This is a genomic window from Paenibacillus sp. FSL H3-0310 (assembly GCF_038002785.1).
Classification (GTDB): Bacteria; Bacillota; Bacilli; order Paenibacillales; family Paenibacillaceae; genus Paenibacillus_AQ; species Paenibacillus_AQ odorifer.
In genome coordinates this window covers 225,307-247,679 of the sequence record NZ_JBBODC010000001.1, presented here as the reverse complement: position 1 = coordinate 247,679, position 22,373 = coordinate 225,307, and the positions used below count along the sequence as shown (strand labels likewise).

Here is a 22,373-nt window from a genome sequence, read left to right as displayed (position 1 = left end):
CCTGCCCTTTACTTCGACTCCAGATCGGCCTGAATCGTGGTTACAGTCTGATCCAGCGTCTGTTTAACATCAAGATTTGAGTCGTTCCACAGGGACACAAACGCTGCTTTTAGGGGTTCCCAGACCGATTTAATTTCTGAAACGGAAGGCATTGGAACGGAATTTTGGAATTGCTCGAAGAATCCGCCAATAATAGGGTCATCTTTGATTTCCGGCGCTTCTCCAGCCTCTATACTCGCAGGAATCGCTCCCGTCATCTCAAAATTCTTAAGCTGATTCTCCTTATTGCTTGCAAAATGTGCGAACAAACGGCCTGCGACCGGATATTCCGTATATGAGTTGACATAATACGATTTGACCCCGGAGAAAGAAAGACTGTCTTGACCGTCAGGTCCCTTTGGAAGAGGCGCCACACCCAGGTTAACATTTTCCTTAAACGCCGCTATGGACCACGGCCCGTCGATATTCATCGCCAGCTTACCTTCTTGGAACAACTGTGTTTTCACGTCATAAGTGATATCTCCTGCATTCAAAGGCAGAATTTTTTTGAGGCTCTGCAGAAACGTAAACCCTTTGATAGTGCCTTCATTGTTCAATCCAATATCCTTGAAATTCGTATTGTTGTCTCCGTAAATATATCCGCCGAAGCTGCCAATAAACGGATAGCTGTAATATCCGACGAATTCCCACATGATTGCGAATTTGTTTTCCTTCGGATTGTTGTACGTATCTGCAAAAGCAATCACATCATCCCACGTTTTAGGAGCGTCAGGAATCAGGTCCTTGTTGTAGAACAGCGCATAGGTTTCTACCGATTTAGGATAACCGTAAAGAATGCCATCATAAGACGATGCCTGAACGGCTGTAGCCACCATCGTTGATTTGGTTTCTTCCTCAAAAACATCATTTGGCAAAAGCAGCCCTGCTTTTACGGCTTGCCCGATCTGGTCATGGGGCAGAGTCAACACATCTGCAGCAAGTTTAGACGGACCATCCGTCGCCAGTCTTGCGCCTTGATCACCACCTGCCATTTCCTCAACTGTGACGGGAACACCATATTCTTTTTCGAAATCAGCAGCAACCTGCTTCATGTACTCAAGCTGCTCCTTGGCTTCCCAGACCATCAGTTTGGCCCCTGCTTCTGGTTTCATTTCCTCATCGGTGGTATTCTCTCCGGAAGTATTTGTCTCATTTGTGGTTCCCCCCGGCTCGTTCACTGCGGAATTCGGACTCGAATTCGGCTTTGATGCGGAGTTCCCATTGCCTGAACCGCATGCGGTGACCGTCAAAGTTAACAGCAGGCATAGGACTAAACTAAATGTTACCGCTTGCATTTTGGAACGTTTACTCTTCTTCATTTGCTCATCTCCCCTTCGTTCATGAGTGATTAAACCTAACCCGCATTGAAAAAAAGCATATAAAAAAGGTACAACCTCATTTGCACAAAGTGCCGAGGTTGTACCTTTCCAGGTAACAGTGCCTTTAATTTGAATGCGTGTTATGAAAAATCAAGTTCGTTCGCCCTCATTCTATAATATCCATAATTTTGATTGCAATCAGAGTATAAGTCCAAAAAAGACGGTTTAACAAAGTTTATCTTTTCTTTTCTTTTATTTTCTCTTTATCCCTACCACATACTAAAAATTCCATATTGTAAATTCTTGTGAAATAACCTCTTGCTTTGCTCTTGAGGGTTATGGTAAGATGCAGACAAATTTAAAGGCAATGAAACCGCCAAGGGTTCAACCTCTGAAAATCATGAGGTTGGCCCTTTTTTGCGTTTACATGCCCGAAGGGATGGAAAATGAGTATGATTCAACCGGAAGCCGTTTATCACCGTATGGGACAAAATTGGTCATATGCCTACGATGAGTCTACACTTCATATTCGCATAAGAACTAAGCGGGACAACGTATCACAGATCGATCTTTTCTGTGGAGATAAATTTGGCTGGGACAAAACGCATGAGGTCATTCCAATGCAGCGCCTCGCTTCTGACGGCTTGTTCGATTACTGGCAAGCCTCCGTCCGTCCCGTTTACCGCAGACTCGCGTATTACTTTGCGCTTTATGACAAAGACGAAGTTCTTTATTTTTTGGAAAAAGGTTTTTATCCAGAGCCACCTGCTGTGGTATATGAAGGCTTGTTCGACTTTCCATTTTTGAATCGTGAAGATGTGCACTCCCCTCCATCGTGGGTGAAAGATGCAGTATTTTATCAAATATTCCCGGAGCGTTTCGCGAATGGGGATCCCACCAACGATCCGACAGCTGTATTGGAATGGGGCGGCACGCCGAGTCCTCGGAATTTCTTCGGAGGGGACTTACAGGGTGTACTAGATCATTTGGATTATCTCTGTGAATTGGGCATCAATGCTATATATTTTAATCCTTTATTTGCGGCAACCACCAATCATAAATACGATACAAAAGATTATTACTTGGTCGATCCTAATTTTGGCACTAATACATTGCTGAAAGAGCTTGTGGACTCCTGTCATTCCAAAGGCATCCGTGTCATCCTGGACGGTGTCTTTAATCATTGCGGTCATACCTTCCCGCCATTTGTTGATCTGCTCGCGAACGGGCAATCTTCACGTTATGCGGATTGGTTCCATGTACGCGAGTGGCCGCCACAGGTCATCGACGGAATTCCCACCTATGACACCTTTGCATTTGAGCCTATCATGCCTAAGTTCAACACTGAGAATCCTGAAGTCATAGAATATCTACTGAATGCAGGCCGCTATTGGATCGAGGAAATCGGTATAGACGGCTGGCGGCTTGATGTCGCAAATGAAGTCTCCCATTCGTTCTGGCGGCAATTCTGCAGTACGATCAAAAGCATTAATCCAGAAGCCTATCTCGTAGGAGAAATCATGCATGATTCCTTGCCGTGGCTGCTTGGCGATCAATTTGACGCCGTTATGAATTACCCGCTAACGAATATTCAAATTAATTTTTTCGCTCACGGACAGATCAATGCTGCACAATTCTCTCAGTCGGTTGCTACTATGCTAGCGAATTATCCGCAGCAAATTACGGAAGCCGCCTTTAATCTGCTAGACAGCCATGATACAGTTCGTTTCCTGACACTTTGTGGCGGTGACATCAGGAAGTTAAAGCTGGCCGTTTTGTTCCAGATGACCTTTCAAGGAGCACCCTGTGTTTATTATGGCGATGAAATCGGCATGGATGGCGGATACGATCCGGACAACCGAAAATGTATGGAGTGGGACTCCCAGAAACAGAATCAAGAATTGTTCGAATACTATCGCTGGACGATCAGCCTTCGTAAATCTCATCCCGCATTCCGGAGCAGTGGATTTAAAGCGCTGGAGATTCCGGGTTATCCAAAGTTGCTTGTATATGAGCGGTGGGACAAACAAAGCCGGTTCATAATCGTATTGAACAATGAAGATGTTATGGCCGAAGTCATCATTCCTGTAACCGGAGCAGACACGATATGGGTAAACCTAAAGACGCAGAAGCGGACTGAAACCTCCACATCCCAGCTGCATCTGAATCTGCCTGAATTCGGCTATGCGGTACTCCAAGCCGTTAATGATTAATCCGTAACATTATAAATTCAATCGTGGAAGGATGGAGACATATGCTGCATATCACAGCCTGTCTTCGCCTTCTTTTTGCGCATAAACAAATGTTGATAAAGCCTTAAAAACGCGGTTTATATGACCTAAAGCCCTCTAGATTACCGTATCCTCCCTTAAACTCCCGTAATCTCTCCCTTGCTCTTCAACTGTTTCAGCCCATACGCCAAAGTTTATATACGAAGTAAGATAAATTATAAGGAGTGATTGGTGATGAGTAACGTAGAACATGAAGTAGAGAACGGAAGCAGCTTATTAAAAGGTATCTTTATTGGTAGCTTAATTGGTGCCGCAGCAGCCCTGCTATTTGCACCAAAGCCTGGTCGTGAAATGCGCAGTGATCTGTCAGATAAACTTTCTCAAGCTACAGACAAGACCAAAGAAGTTGCTGGTGCCGTAACTGACAAAACCAAAGCTATTGCGACAACCGTTGGCGAAAAAGCAACCGATTTGGCTAGTACGGTGTCAGATAAAGCTTCTGATATCTATACCACTGTCAGTGACAGCAAACAACAAATTGCCGCCACTCTTCAAGAGGCTGGAAGTAAAATTGGTGACACTGTAAGTGAAGCCTCAAGCAATGTAAGCTCGGATGTTAAAGACGCCTCTAAAGACGTAGCTGATGAAGCTAAAGCATCCTCTAAAGAGGTTGCCAATCAGGCTAAGGATGCGAAAGAGGATGTAAAATCCTCCTATAAATCCAATTACTAATCTGCGGCATCATACAGCTATCACTTTAACAAACAACAGCCAGCTGACCGCAGCTGGCTGTTGTTTAGTTACACCTTTATTCACATCAGCAGATACAACTAGACATTTAATTAATGCCCGTTCGGGCTATAGAAAGCAGGGATGGCGCATGGCAGATTCAAATAACCAAACAAAACCTTATGAAATTGATGAACATCCTTTCGAGTTGCGACATGAAGTGAAACGCTTAAACAGTCGTCTTGATAAGATCGCTCACTCACTGGAAAAATCAGAATTCAAAGACATTCTCGACAACTATTCAGATCCGAAAAAAAGAATCATCACAAACCTGATGGCCGGTATATCTCGGGGACTTGGACTATCTCTCGGAACATTTGTAGTCCTTGGTTTATTAGGCTACATTCTTAGTCTTTTTCTTAATGTTCCAGTAATCGGAGAGTATCTTGGCGAAATTAAAAAATACATTGATGCTAATAGCTAACCGCAAGACTATCAATCTATTCCCCAACTATCGACCGCTTCCCCCGCTTGTCCGTCTAATCCTCTAGGTTGGACGGACAAGCGGGGGAATAAGTCTACAACAGTATACAAATAAAGGACATGCGGGTCTCCAGTCAGCGGAGAGAGGCATGTCCTTATCGTCGAAAATGTATATTACCCATACAGGAACTCAATAGGAAGAGTTGGCCATAATCTGCTTTAACTTCTCAGTGGCCCGCTTCTGTATGCGTGAAACGCTCATCTGTGATACCCCCAGCTTCTGGGCGATCGCCCGCTGGGATTGTCCATCTTGGAACGCTAACAGCAGCACCTGCTGCTCCTGTTCCTTCAATTGACCTAGTGCTTGTTGCAAATCCATACGTTTCTCTACGGTCTCGTAATCATTTGCGTCAGAGCTGATCAGCTCGCCTAGTGTGGCTCCTGTCTCCTCTTGAGAAAGGGGCGAGTCTAGGGAGACGTAATGATAACATTCTCTGCCCGCCAGTACTTCTACAGTTTCTTCAACAGACAAATCAAGATAATGAGCAATCTCATCCACCGCAGGCGAACGTTCCAGCTTCACTGTTAGTTCGTCAATCGCGTGTTGAACAAGTGCTCCCTTTTCTTTAATCCGTCTAGGTACCTGTATGTACCAAGATTTATCACGTAGGAAATTCTTCATATGTCCAATCATGCTTTTCATCGCATAGGGCTCAAAAGGGATTCCAAGGCTAATATCATATTGCTGTAATAACCGGATGAGCGCCATTTGCCCGACCTGATATAAATCCTCATACAAGTCGGGGCGGTTGCGAGAAATTTTTCCAGCAGCCATTTTTACCATAGGCTCATATTTCTTAATCAGCACTGTTGCGCGTTCATTATCCTTAGTCTGCTGATATTCCCAAATTTGGGTGACTGCTTCATTCATGGACTCGGGGGGAGTCACCTTATCACTCATACCTTTTCCTCGCTAAAGTTAAGGTGCTTCTTCAAAGTTACTACCGTCCCTCTTCCGGCCTCACTTACGACGCTCACGTCATCCATCAACGCTTGCATTAAGTAGAACCCTAAACCGCCGACCTGAACGTCACTTAACTCTTTATCATGCAGTGTCATACGCTCACTGGACGAGTCTTCCAAACCGTCAAAGCTCTCCCCCTCGTCTTTGACTGTAATGGATAGGGCACTTTCACCCACCTCAAAGATTACATCAACCATTCCGTCTTGTTGTCCATAGGCGTACAATACTGAGTTGTTACACGCCTCTGATACAGCTACCTTCATATCTTCAATATCTTCGTAGGTGAAGCCCATTTTTGAAGCAATACCATATAAATTCAACCTAACAATATCCACATACTCTGCGCTAGCCGGCAGCTGAAGAATTACTTTTTGCACATCATCACTCATTCTTTGTTCTATCCTTTCCTAGTGGGAATTCTCTTGGGAGGCAAAAAACTTGGTAATACCAGTCATGTCAAACAGCTTCTGAATTTGGGGAGGAACATCCTCAACCATAAACTTAACGTCCATACCTTGTCTTGATTTCAGGATCGAAAGTAGAATACCAATACCCGTGCTATCGATGTATTTTAATTCTTTAAGATTTATTACTAAATCATGCTTCGTATCACCTACAAGCGGCTCCATTACCAAACGGAAATCGGAAGCCACGGATAGATCAAGTTCACCATTCAGGAAAACCGTACATACACTTTCTTTTGTCTCTGTCTTAGCGTGAAACTTATTACTTTTATGCGTGTTCATAGACGATCTCTCCTGATAAATATTTTCTATATTAATAACCTCATAGTCCTACCTTTGAAACAAATAACATTAAAATATAAACTAGTAAATCTTGGGTTACGCCTGAAAAATAGATGTATCTGTTTCAACCATCCGATTATCGCTGCTAGAATACCGAGAGATAATCTGCTTAATACTACTCATCTTAAGTGGCTTGCTGATATAGTCATCCATTCCTGAGGCTTTACAGCGATTCTGGATGCCATCCATGACATTCGCAGTCATTGCAATAATAATAGTCTTCTCAGCCGCCGGACCGCCTTCTCGACGGATTTGAGCGGTTGCCTCCAGGCCATCCATTACTGGCATTTGGAGATCCATAAAGATAAAATCATAGGGCTGCTTAAGCGCCATTTGCACAGCCTGTTTCCCGTCCTCAGCCATATCAGCTTCATAGCCGAGCTTATCTAGCATGCTAACCATCAGACGCTGATTGATAGGATGGTCATCTACAACAAGGATTCGGCTTCTGCTCTCCTGATTAAGAAGAAGATGAGGCGATTCCTCTTCTTGATAACCTCCTGTCAAATCTTCTCCAGGTACGGATGCTTGTATCGTAAAAATAAAGGTAGCTCCTTTTTGCTCCATGGATTCTACCCGTATTTCTCCGCCCATCATGCCTACAAGGGATTTACATATGGCTAAACCAAGCCCTGTTCCCCCGTATTTCCGTGTCATTGAAGAATCCAGCTGTGAGAACGGTTGGAACAATCGGTCGCATTTCTCTGGAGAAATACCAATCCCTGTATCCATGATCGTGAACTCGACTTCTACCTTGTTCCCAGATGTTTCTTTGATGGAAGCGACTAAATAGACACCGCCTTGATTCGTAAATTTAACTGCGTTAGCAATCAGATTAATTAATACTTGGCGTAAACGGGCCATATCTCCATATAAAAGTCTAGGCAACTTCTGATCGATAAAATAAGCAAGCTCCAGGTTCTTTTTTCCCGCTTCCACCGAAAAGAGGCTGAACACCTCTTGAATACATGTGCGAAGTTCGAACAGCTGCTCTTCGATTTCCATTTTGCCGGATTCCATTTTGGTGAAATCAAGAATATCGTTTATCACCGTAATCAACGTGTCTGCACTTTTCCGAATGATCTCGGAATACTCCTTCTGCTCAGGAGCAAGGTCAGTCTCCATTAATAAATCAATCATACCCACTACGCCATTCATTGGTGTACGAATCTCATGACTCATCATAGCCAGAAATTCCGACTTCGCTTTGGAGGCGATCTCCGCCTCTTCCTTAGCCTTTACGAGCTCACTATTTATGATTTCCAGTTCTTTCGTCTTTTGCTGCAGCAGCATGGTCTGAGTCTGATGCTTCTTGCTCGTAATATACATCTCGACAAAACCTTGTATCTTAGACTTCAGAATTTGTGGAATGAAGGGCTTGACCATATAATCAATAGCCCCTGCAGAATAGCCCGCGAATAAATGCTCCGCTTCCTTACTATTCGCAGAGATAAAGATAATCGGAATTTCCTTTGTTTTTTCTCTGGCTTTAATCAACTTTGCGGTCTCGATCCCATCCATACCTGGCATCTGCACGTCCAGTACGATGACAGCAAAATCATACCTTAACAAACACCGCAGCGCTTCTTCGCCGGAGGTGGCTTTGACTAGCTCATAATGCTGGCTTTCAAGTACCGCCTCCAGCGCCAGCAGATTTTCAGGACGGTCATCTACTAGTAGTATATGAATTGGTTCTTGAAACCCCATAGGACCACCCTCCTTCATGCGTTATTTTATGTTACGGTATATTTTTTCTACTCTGTCCAAAGACTCATAACAATCGCTGTACTTCGTAAAGTGAATGGATTCTTTAGAGCCTAGAACAAGTATTCCAAAACGACTTAAACTTTCATGAAACAAGCCGTGAACATGATCCCGCAGCTCATCATTGAAATAGATCATCACATTGCGGCAGAAAATAACATTAAACTCATTAAAAGAAGTATCTGTAGCCAAGTTATGCTCAGCGAATATAATGTTTTTGCGTAAATATGGCTGTAAAATAACCGAGTTATACTTCGCTGTATAGTATTCAGAGAATGCCCGGGTACCTCCCGCCTCCAAATAATTCTTAGTGTATTGCTTCATTCTGCTAATATCATAGACGCCTTCCTTAGCCTGCTGTAAAGAACGCTCATTCATATCTGTGGCATAAATCCGAGCCTTATCGTAAAGCCCTTCTTCATGAAGCAGGATGGCCATAGAGTATACTTCTTCACCAGTGGAGCATCCAGCATGCCAGATACGAATATAGGGATAAGTCCTCAACAACGGAACTACCTTCTGGCGAAACGTTAAAAATAACCCCGGGTCCCTAAACATTTCGGTAACCGGAATGGAGAGACTATAGACAAATCGTTCAAAACAGGCACGATCATGCAGCACCTTTTCTTGCAGCGCGGATATGCTGTGTACATTCTCCGCATGCACATGATGCCAGATACGTCGCTTCAAAGAAGGCAACGCATAATTCCGGAAATCATATCCATATAAACGGTGTACTCCATCAAGGAGCAGCTCGATCTCAATTTGCTCCAACTCGTCACTTCCTACCATAACGGGCTGCTCCTCATATCCGTGTTCTATCGCTTTCATTGTTATCCCGACTCCCTTATTAACACACCGTAATTCTAGTCATGTTAGTTCTTAAAAAGGTATTACCCCAAATTTGAGTTTACGAATACAACCAGACACGCATTAACGAAAGAAGTTGACCTGTTGCGATCGGTTTCTTCATATAATCAGAAGCTCCCGCTTCAATACATTTGGCGCGATCCTCTTTCATTGCTTTGGCGGTAAGCGCAATAATAGGCAGTTTCTGATATTGCGGCATTTCACGGATTCGGCGCATAGCTTCATATCCGTCCATTTCCGGCATCATCATATCCATAAGCACGAGATCAAAATCTTCTTGCTCTACCAGCATTTCCAGCGCTTCACGTCCATTCTCCGCAAACTTCACTTCCATGTGGTATTCTTCCAGTACACTAGAGAGTGCAAAAACATTACGAATATCATCATCGACGAGCAGTATTTTCTTCCCTTCGAATAACTCTTCTTTGTTATGCAGCTTCTGCAAAATTTTACGTTTATCTTCCGGAAGATTGGCTTCTACCCGGTGCAAGAACAACGTTGTCTCATCCAGTAGTCGTTCCGGAGAACGAACATCCTTAATAATTATGGATTCAGCATACTTGCGGAGCTGTGTCTCTTCTTTGCTATCTAAATCCTTACCTGTATAAATAATAATAGGAAGATCATTTAATTCTTCATCATCACGAATCTGATCCAGCAATTCAAAGCCGTTCATATCCCCAAGCATAAGATCCAGAACCATACAATCATATCTCTGCTTGCGCAGCTCCATCAGTGCCTCATTGCCGGTTGATACCGCGGTGATAGCTACATCATCGTGACCAATCAATTCCATAATGGAACGACGTTGAATCTCATCATCTTCAACAATCAGAAGGTACTTCACTGTGCTGGACGTATAGTTCTCAATTTGTGAGAAAGCCCGCTCCAATGCTTCTCTTGAAGATGGTTTTCTAAGATACGCCATAGCTCCCATCATTAATCCTTGCTTCACTTCATCGTTCACTGAGATAACATGAACAGGAATGTGACGGGTCTGAGATGCACTTTTCAGCTCTCTAAGAATGGTCCAGCCGTCCATTACAGGCAGCTGTATATCGAGAATGATCGCATCTGGCAAATAAGTTTTTGCCATCTGCAGTCCTATATCGCCTTGAAGCGCTACTAAACCTTTAAATCTGCGCCCACGAGCCATGTCTAACAAGATTTTCGCAAAGCTTTCATCATCTTCAATAATAAGCAGGACTTTGTCATTCGCCGTCAAATTGTCACGGTCATCCTCAATTGTCAGTTGTGGAAGGGGTACGTTAACGGCTGCTGGCACTAAGGTTGGAAGCATGTCTCCAATATATTCATCATATGTGGAATCCTCTTTGGACACCGCAGCTTCTATTTCTGCACGTTGTTTACTGTAATTTGCCTTCACCGGCAAATATAAAGTGAAGGTACTGCCTTGTCCCTCACGGGATTCGAGCACGATAGCGCCACCCATTATACGAACCAATTCACGGCTGATCGACAATCCCAACCCCGTGCCTCCATATTTACGGCTGGTTGTTCCGTCTACCTGCTGGAAGGCTTCGAATACAATATCTGTTTTGTCAGCCGGAATACCAATGCCACTGTCCTTCACAGCAATAGCAATATATTCATTATCACTCGGCAGATTTAGTGGCAAGAGATTATTATCTGCCGGGCTAACTGAAAACTCGATAAAACCTTCGGTTGTAAATTTAAAGGCATTGGAAAGCAGGTTTCTTAAAACCTGCTTCAACCGGTGACTATCGGCAATTACGCTATCAGGCAGCGGCTCGTTAAAGGCTATCCGTAAGGAGAGTCCTTTTTTGATCGCCTGCGGAGCAAAATTCTGCTTCACAAAGCTTTTCAGCTCAGTCAGTTTAATTTCTTCATGATTCAGTTCCATTTTTCCTGCATCAACCTTGGATAGATCGAGAATTTCATCAATCATTTTAAGCAGGTCAGCACCTGACATGTAAATCGTATGGGCAAATTCAACCTGTTTCTCCGTTAGATTACCATCCTTGTTCTCAGTAAGCAGCTGAGACAAGATCAGCAGACTGTTGAGCGGCGTCCGCAATTCATGGGACATGTTCGCCATAAATTCCGATTTATATTTACTAGTCACGGATAATTGCATAGCCTGTTTCTCTAGCTGAACCTTAGCATGCTCAATTTCATCTTTTTTCTCCTCAACCTCCTGCACTTGCTCCTCTAGTGCACGAGTCTTGGCGACGAGTTCCGTATTGTAATGCTCCAGTTCCTCCTGCTGACGTTGCAGCAGTTCTTCTGAACGTTTAAGCGCATCTGTCTGCTCTTCCAAGTTCTCATTAGAACGACGCAGTTCTTCTTGCTGAGTCTGCAGCTCCTCTGACTGACATTGCAGTTCTTCCGTAAGTGCTTGTGACTCACGCAGTAATTTCTCTACAATCAGACGACGACTAATATTATTGAAAATAATGCTTAAATTATTCGCAAGTTGTTGCAGCAAATCATTTTTCAGACTGCTAAATGGCTGGAATGAAGCGAATTCTACTACACCGAGCAGCTCGTCTTCAAAAATAAGCGGATGAATGGAAATATATCCTGGCTGTGAATCCACAAAGCCGGATTTCACGGAGATATAATCTTCAGGAGCCCGCTCCAATCTGATTGGGTGCATATCAAGCGCACTTTGTCCTACAAGCCCTTCTCCAATCAAAAAACCTTCCTTTGGTTTCTTATCGTTATCTACTGCATAATAACCACTGCTTCGTAAAAAATCGGGACGATTAGCATCCTTCAAATACACAGCTCCAAACTGGGCTCCGAGCACAGGGGTGAACTCGTTGATAAAGGTCTGTGAGACCTGATCCAATGAGCTAACCCCCCGGAGAAGTTCTGTCACCTGAGCAACATTTGCATTCAGCCAGGATTGATCATTCTGTGCCTGTGCATAAGCCTGTTCCATTTGCTGTTTCTCTTCAAGATCTAACGCCATTTTCTTAAAGACAAGGGCAACCTCACCAATCTCATCTTTCGAAGTAACCTTTATGCGCCTTATGGCCCGAATTCTGCCGTTGCCAAAGCTGGTAATCATCATCGAAACGACATTAAGCCCCCGCGTAATGCTTGGAATGATCCATAAAACAACTCCAAGTCCAAGTAGCAGGCCCACAATCATCATCAAGATGACCATCTGAGTAGAGCTTTGATAGGCATCTTTAGCTTTTGCGCTCTCTTCATTCATAATAAAGGCATTATAATCAGAAAGACTGTTCAGAGCATTTAACACGGCATTCTGAATCGCTTGTCCCTCTGTGTTAGAATACGTGCTGGCATTCTGGAAATAACCAGCTGATAGCAGCTTCAATATTTTTTCCTGATAATTTAGATAGATCGTATAAGAATCATCAATTTGATTAACGATCTGCATCTCTTCAGCGCTAGTCATTGATTCTTTTATTTTGTCGTAGTGCTCATTCGCCTTAGCTATTTTTTTATCAATCTCTTTTTTTTGTGATTCTACCGTTGATGTATCCGCGCTTAACATGGTCGTCGTTAATATGCGCGCCATATCATTCACTTCTCCACGCATACCTGAAGAAGAGCGCCCCTTCATATATCTATCCTGGTAACCCTCAAGCTGACCATTCATATAATCCAAACGATCGTATCCAATCATAGTAAGTGCCAGCATAATCGCCAACATCGCACTAAAACCAATTAAGAGTTTAGCCTTTATTTTCATCCTCATTCTGTTCCCTTCTTCAGTGAGATCCACACTATACATTTGTCATCGTCACGCTCTTTAGGAACATCAGCATTGAAAAAAGCAGCCCGTATAGTTTCTTCCTTCCATTCATGTTCAACATTTAAATGCTTAATCATAAACTTCAGCTGCTCTTCCTGTTCACCCTCAACCAGCTCCAGCAGACCATCTGTATAGAGAACCAAATGCCCTTCATCTTCGTAGGTCAAGCTCTGAGGCTGAATATCAATCCGTTCAAACAGGCCTACAGGGTGACAATTACTTTCCAGCAAGACCGGAGTCTTAGCTGCGCCCTCAAAAAATAGCGCAGGTGGATGCCCGGCGTTAACGTAGTCAATACGCTTTATACGAGTGTCGATCACAAGATAAATCGTCGTAAAATAATATTGAATCAGCTTTTTCTCAATATAAAGTTGGTTAAACCTTCGATTGAGTTCCTGAATTACCTTTTCCGGCTCTACATAGGTAGTTACCGTATCCTTTAATACTGACGCAAGGAACATGCAAAAAAGAGAGGACGATATACCGTGTCCCATAATGTCCAGGAGGATTACGCCATATCGGCCATCTCCAAGGGGATACCAGGCATATAAATCACCCGCCAATTCAGAGGAAGGCTGATAGATAGCATGCACCTCGAAATTCTCTTCCTGCAGGGGTAGGCTGAGTACAGCATTCTGCACGAGTGCAGCCAGTCTCAATTCCTCCTGAATCCGCTGATCCCGTTCCTTATGCCAATCTTTCTCACGTTTTAACCGCAGAGCAAGCCGAATCCGGGCCATTAGCTCCACTTTATTAATAGGTTTCGTAACATAATCTACTGCACCTGCATCCAGCGCTTCGGCCAATTTCTTAGAATCGCCTACAGCTGTAACCATTATTATTGGAATATCCTTAAGATGTTCGTATTGCTGCACAACACGACATGCTTCGATCCCATCCATTTCTGGCATCATCATATCCAGTAAAATCAGATCAATATCTGACATCCGGGGACGTCCATCTTCACTCCCCGAACCGATTCCAAGCCGTTCCAGCATCTCTTTGGCAGAGGATGCGGTTACGAAATTTCGGTAATCTTCTTTTTTCAGGATTTCACGGATAATGATAACATTAGTCGGATTGTCATCCACGATTAAGATTCTCATCATCTTCACCTCACACGATTAGTATTACGACCGTAAAATTCTGCAAACCTACTAACTATATCATACGCTATTTCACAGTGTTATTTCTATTTTCATAATATGTAAATATAGTCATAGGATCAATTTACGTATTCAGCAAAGTAACCTCCAGCCCCACTATACCTAGTGGGGCTGGAGGTTACTCTATTCTAAAGACAGCCTATGTTTATTAACCAATTTGCTCAAATATGAAACAGATTAGGAAGAAATACTATCAAATAAATCAATTCCTTCAAATTCACCCGCCAAATTTCGATATATTTTGAGTGCGTTATTCCCTCTCAGGTATACATCCCCATCTTCGGCTATAAAATACGGTTTGCCCAGAGTATCTTGCAGATTATCTGTTAAAGGATCGATTTCTACGCCATCTACATGTAAACCGAACTGCTGTGCTTGCGGAGGTGCAACATGTACATAAAGTACAACACCCTCGCCCACACCCACTGTCACATCTGCGTAATGGTACTCCACTGTCTCTAGCAATGGATCATTTGTCACCGCAAGCGGATTGCCTTTGGTCAGAAGCAGTTCTTCCTTTGTGGTGTATAAAGCGACACCTTGCAGAGAATCAAAGCGATTTATATATGGGCTGGATTCTGAAGCATGTTCAAATGCGAGAACCGACTTAGGTTGTTCAATAAAAGTAGAGATAGGCACCAACTGTGGAGACGCATCAAAGTATGGGAAAAGAAGACCAAATAAAAGGATCATCATGTTCATGTTGTGTCCCACCTTTCTTATCTGCAGCCACCGATTACAGAAGCCTTACTATCTTATGCTTAATGACGAAATTTCTTCCAAAGAGTTGCAGCTACGTCTACACCTTTTAGCACTGTAGCTATTTTTCCCGGTGACTTCTCAGCATAAATGGCATCATAGGAGTTAACAGTACGTTCTTCAGCAGGAGTTAGCGGAGCTTCTTTTATAGAGACTTCCTTACTTTTCTCCTTCAGCTCACGCGATTTACGATATTTCTCGATCACTGTGACTGACACTTGTTTGACTGTTAAGGTTAGCTCATTCATAACATCACCCAGATTCTTGACAGAATCGATGACTGGGTCAATCTTCTGAATCTTATGCTGTACATCGGCAGTGATTTCATTTGCGTGTCTGACCGTCGTTTTCACTTCATAAGTAAGCTCATCCATCGTCTTCTGTACTTCCACCAAGGTTTGGCTGACTTTGTCGAGTGAATCCTTTGCCGACTTTAAAGTTTTAATTAAAAAGAAAACAAGTACTGCGAATGCAATTGCGACGAGTGCTACACTAAGTTCAATGATCATATTTATAACCCCTTCCATATCTCATAAATATCGGCTAATCAGCCTTGTATACTGCATAGTTACCCCTGGTCCCATAAGCCGAAACATCTTGTCGAGCGTTGTCAAGAGTCCCTCTTCCCTTTTGTTTCAAAATCAAAGTCCCCGTTTATACAATGACTACATTAATCAAAAAAGGATAGGTGATATGTAATGTTAAAATGGTCCGCAATACTACTTGTAGTCGCAGTAATCGCCGGTATCTTTGGTTTCTTCAACCTAGTAGCTGCCGCTGCTGGTCTTGCTAAGATCCTGTTCTTCGTCTTCCTGGTTCTGTTTGTAATTTCTCTCTTCACGGGACGCAGAGGCAGATCTATGTAGCCCCTCTTATTAATGGTGTGACTGTTGTATCCCTCCCATATCTATCCATATATCTTATTCATCATGCAGAAAGTATAGGTCATTCCTGCACAGATGTCACTTGAGAAAATAAGAAATGTTGAATGGGTGGTTCATCACGCATCAATTACGTTTACTAGCTTATTAACAAACAGCGCTTTTGGAAAAAAATACATCCAACCCCCACAGGAGGAACCAAACATGAAAAAAATCGCCAGCCTTACAGTAGCCTTAGGACTTATGGCTTCCATTGCAGCTACAGCTTCAGCAGCTGAAGTAACAGGAACTACTACGGCTCCTGCAACCGTAACTGGAAGCACTTACAGCAATTCTTTTGAAACCATTATTACTCCAGCGGATATGAGTCCAGCTACACCGCAAATAGTGCTGACTGAGAAAACACCTTTCTACTTTTCAGTCGGAGGTATAATTCCAGCAGGCTGGCTTGGCGTTCAGACTCTTGATACAACAGGTGAAGTCATTTCGGATACTTGGGGTAATGAATGGAGAGAAATTTACACTTGGCTAGGAAAAGCATGGGTTAAGGTTCCTGTATCAGCCAATGTGATTTTGCCATAATTAATCAATAAGCGAAGAAGGGGTGTCCCAAGAGCCAAGAAAATGGCCGATGGTACTGCCCTTTTTTTATGTGGAGAGTACATATTCTGAACAGATAAACAGGAAGAGCTACCCCTTCAGTAGAGAATTCTACTAAAAGGATAGCCCTCTTGCGCGTACGCCCGCCATCGTTCACCCGTCACAAACATGCGATGCTGTCGCTTCCTGCATTTTCATATATTTAGCGAATGACCGAACCTCCGTAGAGAAAACGATTCATCCAAGAAGCGCTTAGTTTATCTACTCTTACCCCGCCTGAAGCTACGGAATAAGTTTGTAGAACTTGTCCATCTCCTAGATACATTGCAACATGCGATATTCTAGCTGTAGATTTGTCGATTCCCTCATAAGCAGAAGCAGAATTCCCCTTATAATCCATAAAGAACATTAAGTCGCCGCGCTTCAAATTGGAAATAGACGTAACCACCGTACTATTCGACTTCACCCAATCTCCCTGTTGACGGGAATCCGCCGGCAGTTTGAGATTGGCTGCATCCATAAAAATTTGCCGGATGAAGTCCGAGCAATCAAAGGTGCTTGTATCATTTCTGCTGGAGCCATACTCATAAGGCGTTCCTAGATATCCCATACCTGCAGCAATCACCCGTTCGATTTGGGCTGAAGCCCCCGGTGTGGTTACAGGTGGATTGGGTGTAGGCGTTGGTGTTGGTGTTGGTGTTGGTGTTGGTGTTGGTGTTGGTGTTGGTGTTGGTGTTGGTGTTGGTGTTGGTGTTACCGTTCCAGATCCCCCACCGTTTCCTGAAAGTGTACTATATTGTTCACTTGAACTTATATATCCGATGCTACCATCCGCCGCTTTAACTTGATACCAGTAACTGTTAGGCTGCGCCAGAACTTCTACTTTTTCTCCCTTATTCAAAAGCTTCATTATTTTCCCGCTTGTTGAAGGTGAAACTCGAAGATTCACACCATACTTAATGGTGCCAGTTTGTGCCGATGGTGTCGTTACTGAAGCAGAGGATACACTGATATATTTATCTCCTGCACTTGTATAACCCACTGAACCATCAGCCGTTTTTACTTGATACCAATAGCTGTTAGGCTGCGAAAGGATCTGCACTTGATCTCCCTTTTGCAAGTACTTCACTATTTCTCCGTCAGTAGAAGGGGTGCTGCGAAGGCGAACACTAGCCTCGATCACACCTGTTTGAACGGCTGAAGCTGCTGTAACTGAATTAGATGAACTTGAGGCTGCCGCTGCTTGTCCAGGAGCAGATACTCCTAAACCTGCAACAATTGCAGCAGATACTAACAAAGATGCTGTAATTTGCTTATGTGATTTGATCATACGTTCCCCCAAATTCCATGATGAGATTTCAATAAAGGATTGTACTACATTATTCCTTTATGCCCTCATTATAGGCTTGCCCGGGATTTGGAACATGCTCCAAATTTCACATATAATCATGCCACTTTATGGTAACACACAGGTCTAAAGTCTCGATTTCTCCTTGAATATGTGTTATTTTTCCTTAATATAGCATTTCGCGATTTATTTTTTAGGTTCCACGTGCACCTGCACATTCATAATATTATGCATTTTGCTCATTCTTTCTTCGATGGAATCACTTATTTCATGACCTTCCGTCACAGAAATATTCGCATCCACTTCCACTACAACATCCACATGCACATGATTACCATGAACCCGTGCCTTCACATCTTTAATCTCTTCTACTCCCGGCGTTCGAGCAATCGTACTGCGTAGATCCATCAATTTATCTTGATCAAAGCCATCGGTAAGCCGATAGGTCGAATCACGAAAAATATCCCAAGCGGTCTTGGAGATAATGAGTCCGACAAGAACAGCTGCTGCGGAATCAATCCATGGCAAACCAAACTGTGCACCCACAATCCCAACTGCGGCTCCAACACTGACCATTGCATCAGAAAAATTATCCTTAGCCGCTGCCATAAGTGCCCCACTGTTAATTTGTTTGGCCAGTCTTTTGTTATATATGTATACCCCCATCATAGCTACTGCACATACAATAGCCACCCCTGCCGACCAGAGCTGCGGCGTTTCTTTTGTACGATCGAAAAAGGAACGCACCGCCTCCACAATCACTTGAAGGCCCACTACCGCCATGATAAAAGAAGCCAACAACGCCGCTACGGTCTCTGCCCGGAAGTGCCCATAAGCGTGGTCAGAGTCAGGTGGCTTCCGCGAAATCCGTAACCCCACCAGTACAGCTATGGATGCTACGATATCTGTTAAATTGTTGACCCCGTCCGCAACGAGTGCGCTAGATGCAAATAAATAACCACAAACCAGCTTGAATGATGATAGGATGAGGTAAGCCGCTATGCTCACCCAAGCTCCTCGTTCACCTTTACGTATATCTTCGTAAATATCAGTCATTCTTGGCTCCCCCTCTTTTCCCCGATTATTTAAAATACGGAAAAGAATTCTTTCAATTATTCTTGCCCTTGTGGCAGCATTTAAAAACAATTAGAATAAAGTGTAAGGACTTGCTTCGAAGGAGGTTATCATAATGAGCGAAAGCAACGATAAAGGAAAAATCAACTTAGCGGAAGCTATCCGTAAAAAACTGGAACAGAAGAAGCAACAATCTTCCTCCAAGCCTGGATCCACATTTCAGGCCGGTTCCGCCAAACCGCTAAAAAGCCAAAATAACAAAAAGCCTAACAACCAACGCCGTCGTACTGGCGGATCTTAGTATTTACTTATACTTAAACATAAACGGCTGCGAATCCCTCGGGGAAACGCAGCCGTTTATACGTTCGTCCTGCCTGATAGGATGGATTAGAACTCTTCAAATTCATAATTGCTTCTCTTTAATGTACGATTAGCCAGCTGAAAACATGCGCTTTGGGAAACCTCAAGGGCTAAAGACTCCTGTCTTGGAAACCCCGCATACACCCCGTAGCATTCTACTTGTTAATAACTTTTCAAAATTGAAATTATAAAGACAGCTACCCTGATCCTAAAAGGATTAGTGTAGCTGCTTCATGGATTCCTTCCAGATAGCGGAAATTAAATATTATACTTCTACAGGATACATGCGCTGGCGCATTTCCTTAATTTCTGGATTCTCCAAATATTCATCGTAGCTCATGGAGCGATCAATTACACCTGTAGGTGTAATCTCGATGATGCGGTTAGCAATGGTTTGGATGAACTGATGGTCATGGGAAGTGAATAGAATCGTGCCATCGAAATCGATCAGCCCGTTATTCAGTGCCGTGATGGATTCCAGATCCAAGTGATTGGTTGGTTCATCGAACACAAGCACGTTCGCGCCGTTGAGCATCATTTTGGCCAGCATACAGCGAACCTTCTCGCCCCCGGACAGCACACTTGCTTTCTTCAGTGCTTCTTCTCCGGCGAACAACATACGGCCCAAGAATCCACGCAGGAAAGTTTCGTCCTGATCTTTAGAATACTGGCGTAGCCATTCTACAAGATTCATTTCCACACCATCGAAATAGCTGGAGTTGTCTTTCGGGAAATACGCTTGAGTTGTAGTTACTCCCCATGTATATTCGCCCGCATCCGCTTCTTGCTCACCCATGATCACATCAAACAGCAGTGATTTAGGCTGGGAGTAAGGGCCTACAAACGCAATCTTATCCCCTTTATTTACTACAAAGCTAATTTCATCAAGAAGCTTTTCACCTTCAACCGCTTTGGACAATCCGCTGACTGTCAGCAATTGTTTACCCGCTTCACGTTCTGGTTTGAAGTTAAGGAACGGATATTTACGGTTGGACGGACGAATGTCGTCCAGTGTAATTTTCTCAAGTTGCTTCTTACGTGATGTCGCTTGTTTAGACTTGGAAGCATTGGCCGAGAAACGCTGGATAAATGCCTGCAATTCCTTGATTTTATCTTCCTTTTTCTTGTTCGAATCACGCTGCAAAGCTTGCGCAAGCTGACTGGACTCATACCAGAAGTCGTAGTTGCCGACGTACATCTGGATTTTGCCAAAATCAATATCCGCAATATGCGTACATACTTTATTCAGGAAGTGACGGTCATGGGATACGACGATAACAGTACCTTCATAGTCCATGAGGAAGTTCTCTAACCAGCCAATAGATTCGAGATCCAAGTGGTTGGTAGGCTCATCTAGCAGCAGGTTATTTGGACGGCCAAACAAGGCTTGCGCCAAGAGTACCCGTACCTTTTCATTGCCGCTCAGTTCGGCCATTTTTTTGTCATGCAGTTCACGCATAATTCCGAGACCAATCAGCATGGCAGCTGCATCTGGCTCAGCATCCCAGCCGTTAAGCTCAGCGAACTCACCTTCAAGCTCCCCTGCACGCAGGCCATCCGCTTCTGTGAAATCGGACTTCGCATAAAGCGCATCCTTTTCTTTCATAATTTCATAAAGACGTGTATGACCCATAATTACGGTCTCAAGTACTGGGAATTCATCATACTCAAAATGGTTCTGTTTGAGTACTGCGAGACGTTCGCCCGGTGTAACATGTACCTCACCGGTATTTGCTTCGATCTCACCAGACAGAATTTTCAGAAAGGTTGATTTACCGGCACCATTGGCACCAATCAAACCGTAGCAGTTACCAGGGGTGAATTTTATGTTTACATCTTCAAAGAGAGCGCGTTTTCCGTAGCGGAGTGTTACGCCGCTTGTGCTAATCATTACGCATTACCATCCTTTTCACTTAGGGTTTCGGCTCATTATAGCATAAATAGAGAGCAAAAAGCCCGTAAAATAGCCTTTTCAGCTGTTCTCTCCAATACTAAAGTTATTCCAGCTGCTGTACAGAGGTCGCCAGTTAGGAGGAATTTTTTCAATTATTGTCCAGTTATGCGATTCTTGGGTTGTATAATAAGCGTTTCGCCATAGCTGAGCGTACGGATTCGTTCTTCAGAAATACCCTGTTTAAGCCGGGCACTTTCCATCCGATCCAGCGCTTCCCGGGCCGTATCATCAGCAAGTCTATAGGTGCCGTAATGCATCGGAATCATGGTCTCCGCTCCAACATCTACAAATGCTTGTATAGCCTCTTCAGGGGTTACATGCTGCGAGGTCATGAACCACTCCGGTTCATAAGCTCCAATCGGCATGAGTGCAACATGAAGCTTATAGCGGCTCCCAATCTCCTTAAAACCCGGAAAATAACCGCTATCTCCTGCGAAATACAGGTTAGGAGGCAGCTTGTCGCTATCCGATTCGATCGGCTGCAGAATGTATCCTCCCCAATGAGAAGTATTCGTGTCCCAAGGCGTTCTCCGCGTCCAGTGCTGAGTCGGCACGAAGGTAAGCTTAATTTTACCTAGCGTATTTTCCTGCCACCATTCCATTTCTATGCAGTTATGAAATCCTTTGCGGAGCATCTTTCGTTTCAAGCCTATAGGAACAACAAGGGTTGTCCCTGCTCTATATAATTTACGGATAGAAGCCATATGCAAGTGGTCATAATGAGAGTGCGAGATCAGAATCAGGTCAATGGGAGGCACTTCGCTGAGCGGAATCCCGGGTTGCCCCAATCTTTTCTCAAAGCCTAGTCTTCTCGCCCAGATTGGATCAGTAATGATATTCATCCCTTCATATTGAAGGAAAAACGTTGAATGCCCAATCCACGTAATGGTGGTCTCCAGGCGATTCTCCGCCAGATAAGCTAACCTCGGCGGCGTACTTGGCACTACATATGAATAATCTTTTTTCTTCCGTCGACGTTCCTCCCGCCACTTACGAAACTCTTTAAGTGTTTTATCGGTACTCACATTGTCGAGGTTATTGTAGCGAAATTTAGCCATAGAGCACCTCATCTTTAGAAGTTTGCAGAGCATGCTTTACTTTAGCGAATATAATACAACTATATTGAACGGCAGAGTATTTTGCAAAATATACAAGTTACTTGGTAATGGTGCGCCCTTTTTCCGCAAAATATCT

At 43.6% G+C, this 22,373-nt stretch carries 20 protein-coding genes; 6 read left to right on the top strand and 14 right to left on the bottom strand.

What is annotated here, in order from left to right; all coding sequences use genetic code 11:
* Window positions 1-8: 8 nt before the first annotated feature.
* On the bottom strand, window positions 9-1,358 hold the full coding sequence (locus MHH63_RS01255; RefSeq protein WP_254847769.1) for a sugar ABC transporter substrate-binding protein: 1,350 nt from the start codon (window positions 1,356-1,358) through the stop codon (window positions 9-11).
* A gap of 446 nt (window positions 1,359-1,804) precedes the next feature.
* Between MHH63_RS01255 and MHH63_RS01250 the strand changes: the two genes are divergently transcribed.
* The 3 genes from MHH63_RS01250 to MHH63_RS01240 all read left to right on the top strand — a co-directional run bounded on the left by MHH63_RS01250 (window position 1,805) and on the right by MHH63_RS01240 (window position 4,802).
* Entirely contained in the window at window positions 1,805-3,571 is a 1,767-nt protein-coding gene (locus MHH63_RS01250; protein WP_341171137.1) for a glycoside hydrolase family 13 protein, read from the top strand.
* 252 nt (window positions 3,572-3,823) lie between these two features.
* On the top strand, window positions 3,824-4,321 hold the full coding sequence (locus MHH63_RS01245) for a YtxH domain-containing protein (RefSeq protein WP_076128671.1): 498 nt from the start codon (window positions 3,824-3,826) through the stop codon (window positions 4,319-4,321).
* Between the two features lie 148 nt (window positions 4,322-4,469).
* The gene (locus MHH63_RS01240; RefSeq protein WP_036680215.1) at window positions 4,470-4,802 is read left to right on the top strand and encodes a DUF5665 domain-containing protein; all 333 of its coding nucleotides are present in this window, start codon (window positions 4,470-4,472) and stop codon (window positions 4,800-4,802) included.
* Window positions 4,803-4,991: 189 nt separating this feature from the next.
* On the opposite strand, the gene MHH63_RS01235 is transcribed toward MHH63_RS01240, so the two are convergent.
* The 9 genes from MHH63_RS01235 to MHH63_RS01195 all read right to left on the bottom strand — a co-directional run bounded on the left by MHH63_RS01235 (window position 4,992) and on the right by MHH63_RS01195 (window position 15,471).
* Window positions 4,992-5,762, bottom strand: a complete 771-nt coding sequence (locus tag MHH63_RS01235) for a sigma-70 family RNA polymerase sigma factor (RefSeq protein WP_076128673.1) — start codon at window positions 5,760-5,762, stop codon at window positions 4,992-4,994.
* On the bottom strand, window positions 5,759-6,214 hold the full coding sequence (gene rsbW, locus MHH63_RS01230; RefSeq protein ID WP_036680217.1) for an anti-sigma B factor RsbW: 456 nt from the start codon (window positions 6,212-6,214) through the stop codon (window positions 5,759-5,761). The genes MHH63_RS01235 and rsbW overlap by 4 nt, the downstream gene beginning before the upstream one ends.
* 18 nt (window positions 6,215-6,232) lie before the next feature.
* The gene (locus MHH63_RS01225; RefSeq protein WP_076128675.1) at window positions 6,233-6,571 is read right to left on the bottom strand and encodes an STAS domain-containing protein; all 339 of its coding nucleotides are present in this window, start codon (window positions 6,569-6,571) and stop codon (window positions 6,233-6,235) included.
* A gap of 96 nt (window positions 6,572-6,667) precedes the next feature.
* Entirely contained in the window at window positions 6,668-8,338 is a 1,671-nt protein-coding gene (locus MHH63_RS01220; protein WP_076128677.1) for a response regulator, read from the bottom strand.
* A gap of 21 nt (window positions 8,339-8,359) precedes the next feature.
* Entirely contained in the window at window positions 8,360-9,226 is an 867-nt protein-coding gene (locus MHH63_RS01215) for a CheR family methyltransferase (protein WP_051491113.1), read from the bottom strand.
* 79 nt (window positions 9,227-9,305) lie between these two features.
* Window positions 9,306-12,974, bottom strand: a complete 3,669-nt coding sequence (locus MHH63_RS01210) for a response regulator (RefSeq protein ID WP_076128810.1) — start codon at window positions 12,972-12,974, stop codon at window positions 9,306-9,308.
* A 2-nt stretch (window positions 12,975-12,976) separates the two neighbouring features.
* Entirely contained in the window at window positions 12,977-14,143 is a 1,167-nt protein-coding gene (locus tag MHH63_RS01205) for a SpoIIE family protein phosphatase (protein WP_076128679.1), read from the bottom strand.
* Between the two features lie 237 nt (window positions 14,144-14,380).
* Complete coding sequence (locus MHH63_RS01200; protein WP_076128682.1) at window positions 14,381-14,905, bottom strand: hypothetical protein; 525 nt, start codon at window positions 14,903-14,905, stop codon at window positions 14,381-14,383.
* Between the two features lie 59 nt (window positions 14,906-14,964).
* Window positions 14,965-15,471: a DUF948 domain-containing protein gene (locus MHH63_RS01195; RefSeq protein ID WP_036680224.1), complete on the bottom strand. Its 507-nt coding sequence runs from the start codon at window positions 15,469-15,471 to the stop codon at window positions 14,965-14,967.
* A gap of 189 nt (window positions 15,472-15,660) precedes the next feature.
* Here MHH63_RS01195 and MHH63_RS01190 point away from each other — a divergent pair, with 189 nt between their 5' ends.
* Window positions 15,661-15,828 (top strand): DUF1328 domain-containing protein, encoded by a 168-nt coding sequence (locus MHH63_RS01190; protein ID WP_036680225.1) that lies wholly within the window; start codon window positions 15,661-15,663, stop codon window positions 15,826-15,828.
* Window positions 15,829-16,047: 219 nt separating this feature from the next.
* A complete protein-coding gene (locus MHH63_RS01185) occupies window positions 16,048-16,425 on the top strand; it encodes a hypothetical protein (protein ID WP_076128684.1) in 378 nt (125 codons plus the stop codon).
* Window positions 16,426-16,645: 220 nt separating this feature from the next.
* On the opposite strand, the gene MHH63_RS01180 is transcribed toward MHH63_RS01185, so the two are convergent.
* Both MHH63_RS01180 and MHH63_RS01175 read right to left on the bottom strand, forming a co-directional pair.
* The gene (locus MHH63_RS01180; protein WP_341171136.1) at window positions 16,646-17,773 is read right to left on the bottom strand and encodes a C40 family peptidase; all 1,128 of its coding nucleotides are present in this window, start codon (window positions 17,771-17,773) and stop codon (window positions 16,646-16,648) included.
* A 204-nt stretch (window positions 17,774-17,977) separates the two neighbouring features.
* Window positions 17,978-18,847, bottom strand: coding sequence for a cation diffusion facilitator family transporter (locus MHH63_RS01175; RefSeq protein ID WP_076128688.1), 870 nt, complete (start codon window positions 18,845-18,847; stop codon window positions 17,978-17,980).
* Between the two features lie 133 nt (window positions 18,848-18,980).
* Here MHH63_RS01175 and MHH63_RS01170 point away from each other — a divergent pair, with 133 nt between their 5' ends.
* The gene (locus tag MHH63_RS01170) at window positions 18,981-19,166 is read left to right on the top strand and encodes a hypothetical protein (protein WP_036680230.1); all 186 of its coding nucleotides are present in this window, start codon (window positions 18,981-18,983) and stop codon (window positions 19,164-19,166) included.
* A 324-nt stretch (window positions 19,167-19,490) separates the two neighbouring features.
* Here the strand turns inward: MHH63_RS01170 and MHH63_RS01165 are convergent, their stop codons facing one another.
* Window positions 19,491-21,116 (bottom strand): ABC-F family ATP-binding cassette domain-containing protein, encoded by a 1,626-nt coding sequence (locus MHH63_RS01165; protein ID WP_036680232.1) that lies wholly within the window; start codon window positions 21,114-21,116, stop codon window positions 19,491-19,493.
* Between the two features lie 155 nt (window positions 21,117-21,271).
* Window positions 21,272-22,237 (bottom strand): MBL fold metallo-hydrolase, encoded by a 966-nt coding sequence (locus MHH63_RS01160; RefSeq protein ID WP_076128690.1) that lies wholly within the window; start codon window positions 22,235-22,237, stop codon window positions 21,272-21,274.
* Window positions 22,238-22,373 lie beyond the last annotated feature (136 nt).

Bases quoted from the DNA above. Each gene is read 5' to 3' on its own strand.
- MHH63_RS01240 (WP_036680215.1), top strand. From the start codon at position 4,470: ATGGCAGATTCAAATAACCAAACAAAACCTTATGAAATTGATGAACAT.
- MHH63_RS01245 (WP_076128671.1), top strand. From the start codon at position 3,824: ATGAGTAACGTAGAACATGAAGTAGAGAACGGAAGCAGCTTATTAAAA.
- MHH63_RS01250 (WP_341171137.1), top strand. From the start codon at position 1,805: ATGAGTATGATTCAACCGGAAGCCGTTTATCACCGTATGGGACAAAAT.
- MHH63_RS01190 (WP_036680225.1), top strand. From the start codon at position 15,661: ATGTTAAAATGGTCCGCAATACTACTTGTAGTCGCAGTAATCGCCGGT.
- MHH63_RS01205 (WP_076128679.1), bottom strand. From the start codon at position 14,143: ATGAGAATCTTAATCGTGGATGACAATCCGACTAATGTTATCATTATC.
- MHH63_RS01170 (WP_036680230.1), top strand. From the start codon at position 18,981: ATGAGCGAAAGCAACGATAAAGGAAAAATCAACTTAGCGGAAGCTATC.
- MHH63_RS01210 (WP_076128810.1), bottom strand. From the start codon at position 12,974: ATGAAAATAAAGGCTAAACTCTTAATTGGTTTTAGTGCGATGTTGGCG.
- MHH63_RS01255 (WP_254847769.1), bottom strand. From the start codon at position 1,358: ATGAAGAAGAGTAAACGTTCCAAAATGCAAGCGGTAACATTTAGTTTA.
- MHH63_RS01165 (WP_036680232.1), bottom strand. From the start codon at position 21,116: ATGATTAGCACAAGCGGCGTAACACTCCGCTACGGAAAACGCGCTCTC.
- MHH63_RS01180 (WP_341171136.1), bottom strand. From the start codon at position 17,773: ATGATCAAATCACATAAGCAAATTACAGCATCTTTGTTAGTATCTGCT.
- MHH63_RS01160 (WP_076128690.1), bottom strand. From the start codon at position 22,237: ATGGCTAAATTTCGCTACAATAACCTCGACAATGTGAGTACCGATAAA.
- MHH63_RS01215 (WP_051491113.1), bottom strand. From the start codon at position 9,226: ATGAAAGCGATAGAACACGGATATGAGGAGCAGCCCGTTATGGTAGGA.
- MHH63_RS01185 (WP_076128684.1), top strand. From the start codon at position 16,048: ATGAAAAAAATCGCCAGCCTTACAGTAGCCTTAGGACTTATGGCTTCC.
- rsbW (WP_036680217.1), bottom strand. From the start codon at position 6,214: ATGAGTGATGATGTGCAAAAAGTAATTCTTCAGCTGCCGGCTAGCGCA.
- MHH63_RS01225 (WP_076128675.1), bottom strand. From the start codon at position 6,571: ATGAACACGCATAAAAGTAATAAGTTTCACGCTAAGACAGAGACAAAA.
- MHH63_RS01195 (WP_036680224.1), bottom strand. From the start codon at position 15,471: ATGATCATTGAACTTAGTGTAGCACTCGTCGCAATTGCATTCGCAGTA.
- MHH63_RS01175 (WP_076128688.1), bottom strand. From the start codon at position 18,847: ATGACTGATATTTACGAAGATATACGTAAAGGTGAACGAGGAGCTTGG.
- MHH63_RS01235 (WP_076128673.1), bottom strand. From the start codon at position 5,762: ATGAGTGATAAGGTGACTCCCCCCGAGTCCATGAATGAAGCAGTCACC.
- MHH63_RS01220 (WP_076128677.1), bottom strand. From the start codon at position 8,338: ATGGGGTTTCAAGAACCAATTCATATACTACTAGTAGATGACCGTCCT.
- MHH63_RS01200 (WP_076128682.1), bottom strand. From the start codon at position 14,905: ATGAACATGATGATCCTTTTATTTGGTCTTCTTTTCCCATACTTTGAT.